Here is a 16,453-nt window from a genome sequence, read left to right as displayed (position 1 = left end):
CGCATTAGACACATCGCTTTAAAAAGCTACTGAACGTCAAAGCACGCCCAATTGAAAATTTCAGAGCGGTGTTCATTGAACAAATACAAAGACTGATCCTTGACTGCAATAGCGTAATCAATCGTCACCCCTTTATACTCACTATATTCATTGTTAATAATTGGATCATGGAAAGGGGTCGCCGTTCTCACATCTATAATGCTCATCGACAAATTATTCCCATCAAGCTCATAGTGCCCGAAATACAGATTTTCCATAGTACTCTCCTTACCGTCTTGCTCTGTAATCGTCACAAACTCTCTCATGCTAAAGGTATGGTCAGATTGAAAAGTAAGGCTTATACGTTCATAAAGCGATTGATATGGTTGGAATGCCTGAGATAAAAAATCAGTTTTAATCGTTTTGCAATGCCATTGAGTGCCCGCTAATACGTTCTGTTCTGGCCAAAAACTTGCTGCAGCAATTACCACCAAAATAAGTAAACCAATTAGTCGCAAAAGTAACTCCTCTTCTTCATATACTGAGCAAAGGAATCAAAAGACGACTCTACATTGAAAACCGAAGCACTATAATTCAGAGCCTCACCATCTTTCCTTTGAATCAACATGTATAACGCGTCATCTTCGGGTTGGTCGACTGATGGGTAAATACGGACAAATACATCAACGTTACAGTGGCTAGGTATCACCGCTGTAAGCTTTTGAGTGACCGCAGGCAACGAATAGGAGTCATTATGAGCAATATGGAAGAAGTAGTGGTTGGTATTGTCGGTGTAACTGTCACGATATTCCGCTTTATCAATAAAATAAGGCAGGGGCGTATAGTAGGTTTGGAAAAGGTTGAACGCCGTTACTGCGACACAAACCAAAGCGAGTAAATAACCGGCTTTAGCGAGGTGTCTATTAGACACAACATTTGCCTGTTCTTGCTTAACTGCACTCTGATCTAGGTGTGAGTCACTAGGTAGCTCGGAAGAAACAACTTTCGCAGAATCTGCATCAATCAAGACTTCATTTATTGTTAACGGGTCTTGGGTTATTTCTTGGGACATTTCTTGGGACAAAGGTACGTTTTGCTTCAACGTAGAATCGGCAAGCGAGACACCTAGTTCGTAGACTTCTTTACTCGCTTGAGAAGGCACCTCTTCAGTTACTGTGGACCGGCTCAACTCGTCGATTTCAAGAGAATAACCGGTCTTACTAACGGTACGAATCGTCGCGCAACCACAAGTTACCCTAGACAGTGTTTTTCGAATCTTTGAGATAACGTTAGTCAGCGCTTGCTCTGAAACAATTACATTACCCCAACACCTATCAAATATCATACCTCGCTCGATGCACTCACCAGCATTTTCAAGCAAGAATAGAAACACCTTACCTTCTAACGGCGCAATTGTTTCTACGTGGCCATCTTCACGCACAAACTGCCTAAGCAAGGGATCATAACTAGCATCACATATTTGGTAGATTTGTTGTTTCACTATCGTCTTCTAGGTTTGAATTCGGTCGCATATGATATTGAATAGTTTACAAATGACCAGTAAATTTTCCAATTCTCACGCAATTATTTCGCGACGAGAAATAACACTTTTATTTGTGTGGACAACCTTCTAAATGATCATTAACCATACCTGTCGCTTGCATAAACGCGTAACAGATTGTTTCCCCTACAAACTTAAAGCCTCTCTTCTTCAAAAACTTACTCATCGCTTTAGATTGCTCGGTAGAAGCGGGAACTTGAGACATCTCAGTCCAGTTGTTCTCTATCACCTTGTTATCGACAAATTGCCATAAAGCATTTGATAAAGAGCCAAACTCTTTCTGGAGTTCAAGCGTTGCTCGAGCATTACCGTATACAGAGGCGATCTTGCCCTTATGCTTAACCACATCGAAGTTTTCAATGATATGAGGCACGTTATCTTCGTTCATCGCTGCAAGCTTGTTGAGATCATAGTTATCAAACGCAGCACGATAGCCTTCGCGCTTTTTAAGGATAGTAATCCAGCTAAGACCAGCCTGAGCGCCTTCTAAAGTAATGAACTCAAACAGAACTTGGTCATCATAAACAGGCACGCCCCACTCAGCGTCGTGATATTCCCTTTCTAGTTCGTGCTTAAGTGCCCATGCACACGTTCGATCTGATGTGTTCACTTCCATTTTTACGGTCTCTTTTAATAATCGTGTATAAAAATAATGCCCCAGATGGGGGCATTATTTCAAAGGTTAACTAACGTTAAGCCACTTCAATTTTATGAAATAGGCGATACAGCACTGGGACAACAATAAGAGTCAGTACCGTTGCAAAGCCTAAACCAAACATGATGGTTACCGCCATCGGCTTGAAGAAGATATCAGGCAGTAACGGGATCATACCTAGAATCGTTGTAATCGCTGCCATACATACAGGGCGAACACGACTCAATGCTGCATCCACTACCGCAACATAAGGGTCTTTACCTGATTTCATTTCAATCTCAATTTGATCAAGTAATACGATACCGTTCTTAAGTAGCATCCCGGATAAACTCAAGAAGCCTAGCAATGCCATAAAGCCAAATGGTGTATTCAAGGCTAACAAGCCTGTCGTTACCCCGATTAGCGCTAATGGAACCGTTAGCCAAACAATCAGCGGCTCTTTGACCGAGTTGAACAAGAACACGGTAATCAAGAACATGAACAGGTAACCCATCGGCATAGTGGTAAACAGTGACGCTTGTGCATCAGCAGATGACTCATATTCACCACCCCACTCCAACGAATAACCCGGTGGCATATCAATCGCTTCAATTTGTGGCTGTAAGCGTTTCTGTAACGTCGAAGCCGTTTCTTCACCCAATAGGTCGTTGTCGGCCATTACCGTCAGCATACGCTTACGGTTCTTACGGATGATAAGCGGATCTTCCCATTCCAATTCGTAGCCAAGCGTCACTTGTTGCAACGGAATGTATTCGCTTAATGCCGGGCTCCAAATCTTCATACCTTCGATGTTGCGAATATCAATTCGCTCATCTTCAGGTAAACGAGCCACAATAGGCATCAGCGTAGTACCATCACGATACACACCAATCGACTTACCAGAGAAAGACATCGCTAGGAAATCATCAACGTCAGACTTGGTAATACCATAACGACGCGCTTGGCTTTCATTGAACTGAGGCTCTAAGACCTTAGTTCTTTCACGCCAATCATGACGAACGTTAAACGCTCCGTCATCGGCACGCATGATGTCCATAACTTGAGCTGCGATTGAACGTAGCACGGTTGGATCTGAACCGACGATTCGAGCCTCAATTTTCGCACCGCCACCAGGACCTAATTCAATTTGCTTAAGTTTGTAATCAATTTCTGGGAACTGACTGTCAACGTGTTCACGGAAGCGACGCATCAGCCCCTCAAGCACCTGATAATCTTTCACACGAACCGTGATTTCGCCATACGCGCTATAACTCTTCTCGGGTGAGTAGGTCAACATGAAACGCTGCAGACCTTTACCGGCCGTGGTCGTGATATGTTCAACTTCACTTTGTTCCGACAACCAACTCTCAAGCACTCTCAACTTGGTATTAGTTGCTCGAATATCCGTACCTTCCGGCATCCAAACATCCACTTGGAACATCGGAGTGGTTGAAGACGGGAAGAATGCTTGTTTCACAAAGCCAAAACCGTACACACTCGCACCTAAACCAATCACCAGAACGATCATGGTTAGCCACGCGCGTTTCATACAGAACTCAAGGAAGTTTTTATAGATAACAAAAACCATCCCGTTGTATGGGTCTTTGCCTTCGTTATCGGGATCAACCTTCTGTCCTCTGAAGAAGATATCGGCAAAAAACGGCGTGATCGAGATGGCGGTAAACCAACTCAGCATCAATGAAATCAATAGCACCGTGAACAAGGTGCCACAGTATTCGCCCGTTGAATCTTCAGACAAACCTATTGGAGCAAACGCGGTGACCGCAATCACCGTTGCGCCAAGCAGTGGCCATTTGGTTTGGGTCACGATATCAGTGGCGGCCTGCATCCGGGTCCTCCCCTTCTGCGTACCGATCAATATCCCTTCCACCACCACAATGGCATTATCCACCAGCATCCCCAAGGCAATAACCAACGCGCCCAGTGAAATACGTTGAAGATCGATTTTGAAGTACTGCATGAAAATAAAGGTGCCGAATACGGTCAATAGCAGTATCAAGCCAATCAACAGGCCCGATCGTACTCCCATGAAGAACAGTAACACCACGATTACGATCGCAACCGCCTGCCCTAAACTCACCACAAATCCGCTTACCGACTTGTTCACTTCTTTAGGTTGGTTATAAACCTCGGAGATGTCGATACCGACGGGTTGTTGATATTTAAGCTCGGCGAGTCTTCGATCAAAGTCTTCACCCACTGCGACCACGTTCACGCCTTGCGCAAAAGAGACACCCAGGTTAAGCGCGAGTTCGCCGTTATAACCAATGATGTTACTCGGTACCTCAACGTAACCACGAGTTACATTCGCCACATCTTTTAGATAGATAAGCCCTTGAGCGCCACCTTCCGTAAGAATCAAATCTCCAAGCTGTTCAACGTTTTGGAACTCACCGGTTGGATGGATTCGAATATATTCATCACCAATTCTTACCGCTCCTGCACTTGATACAATATTTTGAGTCGATAAAAGGTTAAATACCGTGCTTGGAGACAGACCCAGAGAGCTTATCCGTTTCATCGATATCTCAATGAACACTTGCTCTTGTTGTTGGCCGGAAACGGAGACTTTACTGACCCCATCAACCAACTCTAGCTCTCGCCTCAGGTAATCAATGTAATCCAGCAACTCTTTGTAGCTATAGCCATCCCCCGTCACCGCCAGCAAAATACCGTAAACATCACCGAAGTCATCGATGACTTGAGGATCATTGACGCCGGGTGGCAGTTCAACCTTGAGATCATTCACTTTTCGGCGAAGTTCATCCCATATTTGCGGAAGATCATCTGGGCCGTAGTTGTTCTTCATCGTCACCGTTACCTGTGATAGGCCGCGGCTAGAGATAGAGTTCACTTCGTCCACATAGGTAAGTTGTTGAATCGCTTTTTCTAGCGGGTAAGTAACTTCTTCTTCGACTTGTTGAGGTGTGGCCCCTGGGTAAGAGGTCACAACCATCGCATCTTTGATGGTAAAGGCAGGATCTTCTAAACGCCCCAAGCCGAAGAATGCAGAGACACCACCAATAAGAAAGATCAAAGATAGCATCCAGCTAATGACTTTGTTACGTATAAAGTAAGAAGCAACACCTGTGATCTGATCATCACCTTGTTGATCGTCATTTTGGGGCTTGTTATTTACTTCACTCATTGTTCGTCTCCTGAGACAATACTTCCACTGTCATCCCATCTCGCAATCGCGATATGCCTGCAACAACGACATGCTGCCCCATTTCTAATCCTTTCATGATCTGCAATGTTTTCTGATTTGCTTTTCCTAATACGACTTGCTGTTTCGAGACGGTATTGTCGTCATTGAGCACCCATACATAAGAGTTTTGACGCGTTAAATCATCGCCATCCGCATTAAACACAGCTTCGATTGGGATAAGTACCCCAGCTTTTAACTCCAAGCCGATATCTCGCCCATTTGACGTCACCTCAACGGCCATACCATCCAGAATCAAATCATCTTCCGGCATAGGTAGAGCAAGCGTAACCGTGAACGTGCCCGTGCTTGGGTCAGGTTCAGTGGTGAACTCCTTAATAGCCGCCGTGTATTCATTGCCACTGGGCACTCTTACCACAGCCTCAACATTCGATAACAGCTGTTCGCTAGGCTGATTCACGTAAATCTGGTCAGGCAGTTGGATAACAACCTCAACATCTTCGATACTGTGAATGTTCACGACCTGCTGGCCTACCTGAATATTTTCATATTGATCGACACTGACACGAGAAATGATCCCATCAACAGGGGCACGAAGCTTAGTGAACGACAAGCGCAGTTTTGCGAGTTCCAGCTCGGCATAAGCGATCTGGCGTTGAGCAGCAATTTCATCAAACTGTGACTTCGCCAATAAACCTTTCTTCACTAGCGGACTTGAACGTCTGTATTGGCTGTTAATTACCGTGTAACGTGCCTGAGCATTGTCGACATCCAGTTGATAATCGGTAGGGTCAAGCTCTGCAATGATGTCTCCTTGTGAAACACGCTCACCTTCTTTCACATCAAGCTTATTGATTTCACCAGCGACTCGAAAGCTGAGATGAGCCTTCTCGGCAGCGTTTGCAACCGCAGGGAAATAGAGTTTGTCGCTAAAGTCGATGACTGAAATCTCGATAGCTTTAACCAAGGGTGTGTTATTCACTTCTACAACTTGTTTATCTTTACAAGCCGTAAGTAAAGCCAAACACGACAGTCCAGCGGCCACTTTAAGTGTTTTCATGTTATAGCCCCCTTTCCTTGATCCACTCTCGAACTTTAACGCCCGGTTCAAGACCATTAACACCAGAAGTTACGATGCGATCACCATCGTTCAACCCTGAAACAATATGGCGTTTTTCATCGATGATGATTGCGACATTTTCAACAATACCGTCGCTATTCACGCGCCACACAGAGACATCATCCCCATCAGTCATCATTGCTGATGTGGGAATTTTTGTGGCGGCCGCTAACGCTGAAACTAAATGAACCGTGCCTGACATACCCGGCAAAATACCAACATCGGTTGGTCTCTCCATTACCATGGTGACTTTGTACGACCCGGTTTTGGGATCCGCTTCAGTATCAACTTCTTGGAATGCTAAAGCGTAGGAGCTACCCGGGAAAGCATCAAAAACCATGGTTGCATCCGTCTCAAACCCTGAAGAAAAGCGCGTGATAAGTTGGTCGGGTAATAAGAATACGACTTTGAGGATTTGATTCGTTTGAATATTCATCACGCCTTGTTTGGCAGCGATATATTCATGGTTTTCAGCAGGAATGATGGAGATAGTACCATCGTAAGGCGCAACCAAAGTGGTATAACGTAGGTTGGCTTTTGCTTGGTTAAGCACCGCTTTAGCAGAATTATGATTAGCTTTCGCTTGGTCGAAGTCTTGCTCAGATACGACGCGATCTTTGCGCAACTTAATTGAACGTTGGTATTGAACATCGGCAAGTTTAAAGTTGGCTCTCGCTTGCTTCTCTAACAACTGATATTCGTCAGGATTAAGCGTTGCAAGCTCATCACCTTTGGTAACCTGTTGACCAGATGTGACATCGATAGTCTGAAGTAGCCCTGGAACACGAAATGCCAGTACTGCTTTGTCACCCGCTTCTGTGGTGGCAGGAAAGCTACGTTCAAAGGCATTACTACCGACGGAGACAGTGAAGAGTTTGGCGGGTCTAGAATCAGGTTCAGGTACGGGAGGAAGCTCCTTACCACACCCAGACAACCCAGCTAAGGCTGTCAATAGGACAACGGAGGCTCTATACATTAGTGATCATCCATAACTATAAATATTTTTATAACATAGATTAATCACATGTAACTTACCAGTTATCGTAAGATTTATTTAGACAAAATTATTAAAAAAAATAACGGCTTGGAATAAATTTTCCTAAACCGTTATCTAATGTTTTTCAGGTTTACCACTACATGTTCTTAAATGCGCGATCGACTTTGAAAGTATCCGAAGTCACATAAGCTTCCATATTGCGAACACTGGTCTCTAATTTCTGGAAATCACCCTCTAAAGTGCCCAATAACGACTCTGCGGTTTGCCCTTTTTCCCAAGGTTTTTGCTTCAGTGTGTGCTCTTGTTTGGCTTTCATCTGATCGACATACTGAGGTGGTTGTTTTTCAAGCATAAATGTCAAAGCTACATACGCTAATAACACCAAAAAGCTACCACCAAGCAGTGCCGCCGAGATAACCAAGATGCGAACCAACCACACTTCAAGGCCAAAGTAGTTTGCTAACCCTGCGCACACTCCAGATAACTTACCGTTAATTGGGTCGCGATACAGTTCTCTACTCATAGTTTCGTCTCCAGCTTGGCGACTCCGCATCCAGTATTTTTTCCAGTGTTTTCACACGATCTTGCATGGATTCAGCTTGTGCAGAAAGCTTATGCAGACGATCAAGATCCGTTTCTGAAAGACCATTACTGGATTTCTTCTTGCTACGGTAATGTAAGAACAACCATAGCGGTGCCACAAAGATTAAAAAGACAATCAGTGGACCTGCAATTAGAAATGTTGACATAGACAACTCCTAAAATTATTTATCGCGGTTTTCAACTTGTTGCTTCAGTTTCGCCAGCTCTTTTTCAATTTCATCTTGAGCTTGTAGATCTGCAAATTCTTGGTCTAACGATTTTGCGTTACCTGTTTTGGCGTAAACATCTGCTTCAGCTTCTAATTCATCCACTTTACGCGAGAATTGCTCAAACTTCGCCATTGCTTCGTGGGTTTTGCTTGAATGCAGATGCTTTTGAACATCACGACGATTGCTTGCCGCATTATTACGAATCATTAATGCTTGCTGCTTCGCACGTGTTTCTGCGATTTTGGTTTCAAGCTTGCCAATCTCACTGGTCAGCTTTTCGATGGTTTCGTGAACCAAGGTTTGCTCTGTGTGAAGGCTTTTGATTATATCTTCAAGTTTTTGCTTTTCGATTAGCGCCGCTCTAGCTAAATCTTCACGTTGTTTAGTTAGTGCTAGTGTCGCTTTATTTTGCCAATCTAGAATCTGAGTTTCGATAGCTTCAACTTTACGCGCTAACTCTTTTTTATCTGCGATAGCTTTAGCGGAGTTAGTGCGAACCTCAACCAGCGTATCTTCCATTTCTTGGATAATCAGGCGAATCATCTTTTCAGGATCTTCAGCCTTGTCTAAAAGTGCACTGATGTTCGAATTTACAATGTCTGCAAAGCGAGAAAAAATACCCATGAGGAACTCCTTAATTACAATGATGGCAAATGTGCTTTAAAGCGTTATTCGATTTCTCAATCCACTTGCTCAAAAATTTACGTTTGTTGTTAAACCTACCATAAGTAATCCAAGTAGCGTGCCAACTTTTAAGCCATTTATTATCAGACACTTACAATAAAATGGTGATTAACCCGAACCATGCTATGATGAATTTAGCCAAGTATTGGTATTTTTCACCACTACGACTCTTATACTTAAGCTATTTACATGATGTGATTTAAATAAAGCCCTCTAAATCACATCCATCGGCGCTCAAATCACACAAGGACCCGCTATGCAGCAGAACCTCATTGGTGAATCACCCAGTTTTCTCTCCGTTTTAGATAAAGTGTCCCAACTCGCACCAATCGAAAGACCGATTCTGATCATTGGAGAGCGTGGAACGGGTAAAGAGCTCATAGCTCAAAGGCTGCATTACCTTTCAAGGCGATGGGATCAGCCGTTGATCTCACTTAATTGCTCAACGCTCAGTGAAGGTTTGATTGATTCTGAGTTGTTTGGTCATGAGTCTGGTTCCTTTACTGGTTCAAAAGGCCGTCATCAGGGTCGATTTGAAAGAGCGGAAGGTGGAACACTGTTTCTTGATGAGCTCGCGACCACGCCCCTAGCCGTTCAAGAGAAGCTATTGCGCGTTATTGAATACGGGCAGTATGAACGTGTCGGCGGACAAAAAGCTTTAAGTGCCAACGTAAGACTGGTTTGCGCGACCAACGCTGACTTGCCAGACATGGCATTAAGGGGCGAATTCAGAGCCGACTTATTGGACAGGCTCGCGTTTGACGTGATTACTATCCCCCCTCTTCGAGAGCGAAAAGAAGACATCACGCTGCTGGCAGAATACTACGCCATTAAGATGTGCCGTGAATTAGAATTGGAGTTGTTTGTTGGCTTTGCTCCGTCTGCCGTTGAGGCGCTGCTGGATTATTCATGGCCGGGGAATGTGCGAGAACTCAAGAACGTTATTGAGCGCGCAGTCTACCAGCACGGTAAAGACCCATATCCTATTGAATCTTTGGTGTTTAACCCATTCAAACCCGCATGGAAAATAGATCAAGATTCCACGCATGAAATTGGCAATGCGCCCTCCAACAGCCATACTTCATCAGAGAGCTCGTTTTCTTTGCCACTTGATTACAAAGCATGGCAAGAACAACAAGACATTAAGCTGCTCAATCAAGCCCTAAAACAGAGCAAGTACAACCAGAAACAAGCAGCAGAATTACTTGGATTAACCTACAACCAATTACGTGGAATGGTGAGGAAGTACGCGATTGTCGGACAAGCTAACGATAAATAGCTGTCAGCACTTGATTATTATTTGGAGCCGAATAAATAAAATGTTAAATTATCCGGATCTTGAGGCTCCTCTAACGCCTCGTTTCGAAAAGTATTTCTTTTTATGAAAGCACTAATAAGACTATCACTGAGCATCTGCACGCTGAGCTTTTTAGCCGGATGTGGTGAGAGTGTGAATCACGAGCAAATCCGTGAAAAAGGCTTCATTTATTGCGGCCAAGGTAATCCTAGTACTTTCAACCCACAACTGGTTGATAGTGGCATTACCTCAGAATCGCTGAGCCCTCAAATTTTCGATACACTGCTCACTCTTGATCCAATGACTTATCGACCAAAACAGAACTTGGCAACAAGCTGGTCTGTCGATGAATCGGGTACAGAGTACACGTTCAAACTGCGCCCTAATGTTGCGTTTCAAACCACAGACTGGTTTACCCCAACTCGCAGTATGAATGCACAAGATGTGGTCTTTAGTTTTGAGCGAATCATTGATAGTTCAAACCCATTTCATTATGTGGGCGGCGGCCTATACCCATGGTTTGCCGGTATCGACTTCCAAAACCTGATCATTGATATCACTGCGGTTGATGACCTGACGGTGAAATTCCAATTAAGTCGCCCAGACAATTCATTCCTCAACAATATCGCCACCAGCTATGCGGTCATTCATTCTAAAGAATATGCCAATAAACTCATTGCTACGGATGAAAAGAATGAAATAGACTCCAAGCCCGTTGGCACAGGTCCTTTCTACTTGGATGAATACCAAATCAATGATCTAGTTCGCTTGAAAAAGAACAAGCACTATTGGAAGGGTGACGTAGAAATGGACCAAGTTGTGTTTGATACTTCACAACGTGGGACAGGGACTCTTGCCAAGCTACTTCGTAGTGAGTGTGATGTATTGAACTCACCGATTTCTAGTCAGATTCCTATTATTCAAGCTCATGAAGAGTTGAAGATTTCCGCCACGCCTGCGGTTAATGTCTCTTTCATCGCACTGAACACCGAGCACCCTGCACTGCGTGACTCACGAGTGCGCAAAGCGCTGAACTTGGCTATTAATCGTCAGAACATTCTTGATTCTGTTTATTACGGTACGGGCACGAAAGCCTACACTCTCTTGCCACCGACCTCTTGGGCTTACCAAAAAGACAGCGTTCAAGTTCGCTATGACCGCAACTACGCAGTTGCGCTTCTTAAAGAAGCTGGGGTAGAACCTGGGCTAGAACTTTCAATGTGGGTGCCATTAGAGCCAAGAGCTTACAACCCAAGCCCAAGGAAAACGGCAGAATTAATCCAAGCAAATTTAGCTGATATTGGTATCGAACTTAAGCTCTATACTGACGATCGATTTGATCGTACGCAGCTGTCATCAATTTCCTCAACAGACTTGTTGCTCACAGGTTGGATCGGCAATACGGGCGACCCAGACAATTTCTTACGTCCGCTTCTTTCATGTAGCTCAGAGCGCGCAGGATTAAACGTCTCTATGTGGTGTAATTCAGACTTTGATTTCCTTCTCGACTTAGCATTAGAGATCAATCAACAAAGGCACCGTGTGAACTTGTATCGACAAGCCCAAAACATTCTCAATGAAGAAGTTCCTGTGATTCCTCTTGCTCATGGCGTGCAATTCCGCGTGCACGATCGTTCGCTAAGTGGCTTTAAGCAGAGCCCGTTCAATGCTCAACCTTTTGATCAAGTCAGAAGAGAGGTGCAGTGATGTTTTGGTATACATTAAGACGTGTAAACTTATTCATTATCACACTGGGGATCCTGACGTTAGTGGGGTTCGCTCTGCTTCGACTAGACCAAACCTCACCTTGGGCGATTCAAGACTTCTGGCCCGGTTGGCTTAGTTACATCACAGAATTATCGACACTGAACTTTGGCTTGAGCAAGCACGGAGCGCCTATCATCGATGAGCTTGTCGTGGTATTCCCTGCAACGTTAGAACTGTGTTTCTTTGCTTTTGTGCTTGCGCTGTTTATCGGCATCCCTTTCGGCACTATTGCTGGCATGAGACAGGGCAAGTTTGTCGATACCACTATATCGTTTACTTCAATGGCCGGTTACTCTGCACCTATATTTTGGGTCGCACTACTGATGATCATGGTGTTTTCGTTGCACTTTGAGATGTTCCCAGTTGGTGGGCGATACGACCTGCTTTACGAAATCGAACACGTCACTGGCTTCGCTATAATTGATGCCTTTTTTGCTGAAGGTCGTTATCGAGCACACGCACTGCAAAGTGTTATCGAACATATGGCGTTACCTTGTCTTGTATTGGCACTCGCCCCAACGACTCAGGTAATTCGGCTGATGAGAGCGTCAGTGGCTGAAGTGATGACTCAAAACTACATCCGCGCCGCACGAATTAAAGGTCTTTCAACAAGAGAGATCGTCACGCAGCACGTGTTAAGAAATGCGATACCACCGATTATTCCTAAGGTCGGCGTTCAACTATCAAGTATGTTAACGCTCGCTATTATTACCGAGTCTATCTTTAACTGGCCGGGTATTGGCCGCTGGTTATTGGATGCTTTATCTAATCAAGATTACGTTTCAATTCAAGCGGGCGTGATCGTGGTAGCAACCTTGGTTTTGACCGCAAACATTCTGTCCGATCTATTGGGCGCGATGGTCAATCCACTGGTAAGGAAGGAATGGTATGCTAACAAATAACGTCTACCAAGAAGAGCAGATTCCAACCCAGTTCGAGCGTTTCTGGCGCAGCTTCCGTGGCAATAATCTCGCTATGTTTGGACTGTGGTGTTTGGCCTTAATCATTCTAATCACCGTCACTTCACCATGGCTAGCTCCGCATGATGCTCAAGAACAAACGGGACACCTGTTAACCCCACCCTCTTGGGATCCCTCAGGAACAGTTGAGTATTTCTTAGGTACCGATGACTTAGGCCGAGATATTCTTTCTCGTCTGATTATCGGCTCTCAGCTGACGTTTGGTGCCGCGGTTGTGATTACCTTTATCGCAGCAGTCATTGGTTGCCTGATTGGCGTACTTGCGGGGATGACTCGTGGATTACTATCAAGCACGCTAAACCACCTGCTTGATACCGTTATGTCGATTCCGTCTCTGTTACTAGCAATTATCTTCGTGGCGTTTCTTGGTTTTGGCGAGTTTAATATCTTGCTTGCCTTATGTTTAGCATTGATTCCACGCTTTATTCGTTCGGTATACATTGCCGTGCACGCTGAGGTAGAAAAAGACTATATTTTGGCTTCTCGCCTCGATGGTGCGAACGACTTCTACCTGTTATGGAATTCAATCCTTCCTAATATTCTTACCGTGGTGGCACTTGAAATTACACTGGCATTGTCAGTCGCCATTCTTGATATCACGGCTTTGGGTTTCTTAGGGCTTGGCGCTCAAGCACCAAGTACCGAATGGGGCTCAATCTTGGGTGACTCTGTAGAGCTGATTTATCTTGCGCCATGGACAGTAACCCTACCCGGTTTAGCCATTATGTTTACAGTGATCGTGATTAACCTCGTCGGTGAAGGTGTTCGCCAAGCGCTAAATGCAGGAATCGAATAATGCCTTTACTTGATATTCGACATCTAACCATCGAGATTGAGACCCCTCAAGGGATGGTTAAAGCCGTTGATAGAATGAGTCTTACCCTCAATGAAGGGGAAATTCGCGGCTTAGTAGGTGAGTCAGGCTCAGGCAAGAGCTTAGTTGCAAAAGCGATCGTTGGGGTTTGTAAAGAAAACTGGAAAGTATCTGCCGACCGAATGCGCCTTGGCAATATCGACCTCCTGCAACTGACACCCAAAGAACGACGCCGAGTTATTGCTCGTGATATCGCGATGATCTTTCAAGAGCCATCCTCTTGTCTTGATCCATCTGAAAAAGTGGGCCATCAACTTATTGAAGCGATTCCTTCCTATTCGTTTGAAGGTCGGTGGTGGCAGAGATTCAAATGGCGTAAGAAGCAGGCCATCGCTCTACTGCACAAAGTCGGTATTAAAGATCACTCTCGTCTTATAGACAGTTACTCTTATGAGTTGACTGATGGTGAGTGTCAAAAAGTCATGATCGCCATGGCGATCGCAGCCAAACCAAAAGTCTTGATCGCTGATGAACCAACCAACGATCTAGATCCGATTACACAGTCTCAAATATTGCGTCTGTTGAGTCGTATGAATCAGATCAATAACACGACCATCGTGCTGATCGGCCATGACTTAACCACCATTACCCAATGGGCAACTCGCATTACCGTTATGTACTGTGGTCAGTCTGTGGAATCAGCGGATACGCAGAAGCTGTTAGATGCACCTAAACACCCATATACCGTCGCTCTATTGAAAGCGATGCCAGACTTTAACGACTGGATTCCTCATAAAGAGAAACTACAGTCTTTACCAGGTTCAATCCCTCCGTTGCAGCACCTTCCTATTGGTTGTCGACTAGGACCACGTTGCCCGTATGCGCAAAGGCAATGTGTTGAGATTCCTTATACCAAACGAATCAAAAACCATAAGTTCAATTGTCACTTCCCTCTTAATATGGAGAAGAAAAAGAAATCATGAGTGCATTATTAGAAGTCATTGATTTATCTAAAGACTTTACGACTCGCTCTGGTCTTTTCCGTAAAAAGATTCATCAGGCAGTGAAACCAGTAAGCTTTTCGCTTGAGGCGGGACAGACGATTGGTTTTATCGGTCAGAATGGTTCAGGAAAGTCGACATTAGCAAGAATGCTAGCAGGCATGGTAGAGCCAACTGCAGGCGAGATTCGTGTGAACGGTGAAAGGCTAGAGCACAAGGACTACTCGACTCGCTGTAAGCTGATTCGAATGATCTTCCAAGATCCGAACACATCGCTTAACCCGCGCATTCAGATTGGTCGAATTCTTGAAGGTCCATTAAAGCGAAACACCAATATGCCACCAGAAGCCCGTATGCGTCGTGTGAAAGACACCCTATTACGTGTGGGTCTTCTACCGGAACATGCTTACTTCTACCCGCAGATGCTGGCTGCTGGCCAGAAACAAAGAGTTTGTTTGGCTCGTGCCTTGATTCTTCAACCATCGATCATCGTTGCTGATGAAGCGTTGAATGGTTTAGACATGGCAATGCGCTCGCAAATCATCAACCTGTTCTTAGAGTTACAAGAAGAGATGGGCGTATCGTTCGTTTATGTATCTCAACACCTCGGTATTGTTAAGCACATTACAGACAAAATCATCGTCATGCACGAAGGTAATGTGGTTGAGAGTGGGGAAACGGATCAAGTGCTGACCAACCCAACTCACCAAATCACCCAAAGATTGGTTGAGAGCCATTTCTCCAAAGCGCCGAACCACTAACCTCGAATCACGCTACGTTTAACAAAGGGGAAAGGTATGTTATTAAGAGCTTCAATGCTTCCCCTTTTGTTGGCGCTGTTTTCCTTTAACGCAGCAAGCACACCGCTCACTTGGTTAGATAGAAGCTTCGTCGAAACTGCCTTTTATAACGTCGCACTTCAACACGAATATTCCCAAGGCAACAAGCCACTCGCCAAATGGAAACAACCGATCAAGATTTGGATCGATCATCGAGTGGGTGATGAAGAACTGCATCAAGAGCTCACAGAGCTTCATATCCGACACTTATCCGAAGTCACTCAGCACCCGATAACAATCGTCAACAAAGAGTCTGAATCGAACGTAAAATGGATATACACGCGGCAAAGTCAGTGGGTATCTGAGGCGAAATCGGTGCTCAAACTCAAATCAACTCAGCATCTAAACAACGCTATTTGCACGGCGGGTTATCGAACTAATTCTAAAGGTGAGATTGTTTACGCTGGTATTGTTATTCCCGTTGATCAAGCAAGATCTCGAGGTAAGCTCGTCGCCTGTATCGTGGAAGAAATCACACAGGTTCTAGGCCTGCCGAATGATTCAGATAAAGCCTACCCTTCTATTTTTAATGACCATACGCCAGAAGACTTGTTATCACCCTTAGATGTGGTGCTATTGCAACTACTGTATGAACCAGAATTGAAAGCTGGAATGACAAAATCTAAAGTAAAACCTGTCGTTCGAAAGATACTCAAGAGGTACAGTAAAACAGGTGTGCTTCAACAAGCTTCAAAATCCGCACAGCAAGCGCCGTTGTATCAGTTGATTGGGTACTAACGAAAATGCGTTGTAAACAGCTTAGATGGGAAAATAGAATGAT

At 44.6% G+C, this 16,453-nt stretch carries 16 protein-coding genes; 7 read left to right on the top strand and 9 right to left on the bottom strand.

Annotation, left to right across the window (positions count from 1 at the left end):
• Window positions 1–26: 26 nt before the first annotated feature.
• The 9 genes from M4S28_RS06925 to pspA all read right to left on the bottom strand — a co-directional run bounded on the left by M4S28_RS06925 (window position 27) and on the right by pspA (window position 8,914).
• The gene (locus M4S28_RS06925; RefSeq protein ID WP_249632558.1) at window positions 27–497 is read right to left on the bottom strand and encodes a hypothetical protein; all 471 of its coding nucleotides are present in this window, start codon (window positions 495–497) and stop codon (window positions 27–29) included.
• Window positions 488–1,480: a winged helix-turn-helix domain-containing protein gene (locus M4S28_RS06920; RefSeq protein WP_249632557.1), complete on the bottom strand. Its 993-nt coding sequence runs from the start codon at window positions 1,478–1,480 to the stop codon at window positions 488–490. The genes M4S28_RS06925 and M4S28_RS06920 overlap by 10 nt, the downstream gene beginning before the upstream one ends.
• A 109-nt stretch (window positions 1,481–1,589) precedes the next feature.
• Entirely contained in the window at window positions 1,590–2,156 is a 567-nt protein-coding gene (locus tag M4S28_RS06915; RefSeq protein WP_249632556.1) for a DNA-3-methyladenine glycosylase I, read from the bottom strand.
• Between the two features lie 76 nt (window positions 2,157–2,232).
• A complete protein-coding gene (locus tag M4S28_RS06910; RefSeq protein ID WP_102510995.1) occupies window positions 2,233–5,343 on the bottom strand; it encodes an efflux RND transporter permease subunit in 3,111 nt (1,036 codons plus the stop codon).
• Window positions 5,336–6,421 carry an efflux RND transporter periplasmic adaptor subunit gene (locus tag M4S28_RS06905; protein WP_249632555.1) on the bottom strand — a complete coding sequence of 362 codons (1,086 nt, stop codon included), beginning with the start codon at window positions 6,419–6,421 and terminating at the stop codon, window positions 5,336–5,338. Before M4S28_RS06905 ends, M4S28_RS06910 begins: the two co-directional genes overlap by 8 nt.
• Window position 6,422: 1 nt before the next feature.
• Entirely contained in the window at window positions 6,423–7,457 is a 1,035-nt protein-coding gene (locus tag M4S28_RS06900) for an efflux RND transporter periplasmic adaptor subunit (RefSeq protein ID WP_249632554.1), read from the bottom strand.
• 157 nt (window positions 7,458–7,614) lie between these two features.
• A complete protein-coding gene (gene pspC, locus M4S28_RS06895; RefSeq protein WP_029222097.1) occupies window positions 7,615–8,001 on the bottom strand; it encodes an envelope stress response membrane protein PspC in 387 nt (128 codons plus the stop codon).
• Entirely contained in the window at window positions 7,994–8,227 is a 234-nt protein-coding gene (pspB, locus tag M4S28_RS06890; RefSeq protein WP_029224500.1) for an envelope stress response membrane protein PspB, read from the bottom strand. The genes pspC and pspB overlap by 8 nt, the downstream gene beginning before the upstream one ends.
• A gap of 15 nt (window positions 8,228–8,242) precedes the next feature.
• Complete coding sequence (gene pspA / locus M4S28_RS06885) at window positions 8,243–8,914, bottom strand: phage shock protein PspA (protein WP_004734604.1); 672 nt, start codon at window positions 8,912–8,914, stop codon at window positions 8,243–8,245.
• Between the two features lie 316 nt (window positions 8,915–9,230).
• Between pspA and pspF the strand changes: the two genes are divergently transcribed.
• The 7 genes from pspF (at window position 9,231) to M4S28_RS06850 (ending at window position 16,410) form a co-directional block, all read left to right on the top strand.
• Complete coding sequence (pspF, locus tag M4S28_RS06880; protein ID WP_004734603.1) at window positions 9,231–10,253, top strand: phage shock protein operon transcriptional activator; 1,023 nt, start codon at window positions 9,231–9,233, stop codon at window positions 10,251–10,253.
• 102 nt (window positions 10,254–10,355) lie between these two features.
• Complete coding sequence (gene sapA, locus M4S28_RS06875) at window positions 10,356–11,978, top strand: ABC transporter substrate-binding protein SapA (protein ID WP_017083274.1); 1,623 nt, start codon at window positions 10,356–10,358, stop codon at window positions 11,976–11,978.
• A complete protein-coding gene (locus tag M4S28_RS06870; protein ID WP_004734601.1) occupies window positions 11,978–12,940 on the top strand; it encodes an ABC transporter permease in 963 nt (320 codons plus the stop codon). Before sapA ends, M4S28_RS06870 begins: the two co-directional genes overlap by 1 nt.
• The gene (gene sapC, locus M4S28_RS06865) at window positions 12,927–13,814 is read left to right on the top strand and encodes a putrescine export ABC transporter permease SapC (protein WP_017078998.1); all 888 of its coding nucleotides are present in this window, start codon (window positions 12,927–12,929) and stop codon (window positions 13,812–13,814) included. Before M4S28_RS06870 ends, sapC begins: the two co-directional genes overlap by 14 nt.
• Window positions 13,814–14,815 (top strand): peptide ABC transporter ATP-binding protein, encoded by a 1,002-nt coding sequence (locus M4S28_RS06860; protein ID WP_151407675.1) that lies wholly within the window; start codon window positions 13,814–13,816, stop codon window positions 14,813–14,815. The genes sapC and M4S28_RS06860 overlap by 1 nt, the downstream gene beginning before the upstream one ends.
• Window positions 14,812–15,594, top strand: a complete 783-nt coding sequence (locus M4S28_RS06855) for a peptide ABC transporter ATP-binding protein (protein ID WP_017086198.1) — start codon at window positions 14,812–14,814, stop codon at window positions 15,592–15,594. The genes M4S28_RS06860 and M4S28_RS06855 overlap by 4 nt, the downstream gene beginning before the upstream one ends.
• 36 nt (window positions 15,595–15,630) lie before the next feature.
• Window positions 15,631–16,410 carry a DUF2927 domain-containing protein gene (locus tag M4S28_RS06850; protein ID WP_249632553.1) on the top strand — a complete coding sequence of 260 codons (780 nt, stop codon included), beginning with the start codon at window positions 15,631–15,633 and terminating at the stop codon, window positions 16,408–16,410.
• Window positions 16,411–16,453 lie beyond the last annotated feature (43 nt).

Source organism: Vibrio sp. J383 (assembly GCF_023503985.1).
GTDB lineage: Bacteria > Pseudomonadota > Gammaproteobacteria > Enterobacterales > Vibrionaceae > Vibrio > Vibrio splendidus.
This window is presented reverse-complemented; position numbering and strand designations above follow the sequence as displayed.

What these genes read in the sequence shown, in the direction of transcription:
- M4S28_RS06900 (WP_249632554.1), bottom strand. Translation starts at nt 7,457, where the DNA reads ATGTATAGAGCCTCCGTTGTCCTATTGACAGCCTTAGCTGGGTTGTCT.
- M4S28_RS06870 (WP_004734601.1), top strand. Translation starts at nt 11,978, where the DNA reads ATGTTTTGGTATACATTAAGACGTGTAAACTTATTCATTATCACACTG.
- M4S28_RS06855 (WP_017086198.1), top strand. Translation starts at nt 14,812, where the DNA reads ATGAGTGCATTATTAGAAGTCATTGATTTATCTAAAGACTTTACGACT.
- M4S28_RS06910 (WP_102510995.1), bottom strand. Translation starts at nt 5,343, where the DNA reads ATGAGTGAAGTAAATAACAAGCCCCAAAATGACGATCAACAAGGTGAT.
- pspF (WP_004734603.1), top strand. Translation starts at nt 9,231, where the DNA reads ATGCAGCAGAACCTCATTGGTGAATCACCCAGTTTTCTCTCCGTTTTA.
- M4S28_RS06860 (WP_151407675.1), top strand. Translation starts at nt 13,814, where the DNA reads ATGCCTTTACTTGATATTCGACATCTAACCATCGAGATTGAGACCCCT.
- sapA (WP_017083274.1), top strand. Translation starts at nt 10,356, where the DNA reads ATGAAAGCACTAATAAGACTATCACTGAGCATCTGCACGCTGAGCTTT.
- M4S28_RS06850 (WP_249632553.1), top strand. Translation starts at nt 15,631, where the DNA reads ATGTTATTAAGAGCTTCAATGCTTCCCCTTTTGTTGGCGCTGTTTTCC.
- pspB (WP_029224500.1), bottom strand. Translation starts at nt 8,227, where the DNA reads ATGTCAACATTTCTAATTGCAGGTCCACTGATTGTCTTTTTAATCTTT.
- sapC (WP_017078998.1), top strand. Translation starts at nt 12,927, where the DNA reads ATGCTAACAAATAACGTCTACCAAGAAGAGCAGATTCCAACCCAGTTC.
- M4S28_RS06905 (WP_249632555.1), bottom strand. Translation starts at nt 6,421, where the DNA reads ATGAAAACACTTAAAGTGGCCGCTGGACTGTCGTGTTTGGCTTTACTT.
- pspA (WP_004734604.1), bottom strand. Translation starts at nt 8,914, where the DNA reads ATGGGTATTTTTTCTCGCTTTGCAGACATTGTAAATTCGAACATCAGT.
- M4S28_RS06915 (WP_249632556.1), bottom strand. Translation starts at nt 2,156, where the DNA reads ATGGAAGTGAACACATCAGATCGAACGTGTGCATGGGCACTTAAGCAC.
- pspC (WP_029222097.1), bottom strand. Translation starts at nt 8,001, where the DNA reads ATGAGTAGAGAACTGTATCGCGACCCAATTAACGGTAAGTTATCTGGA.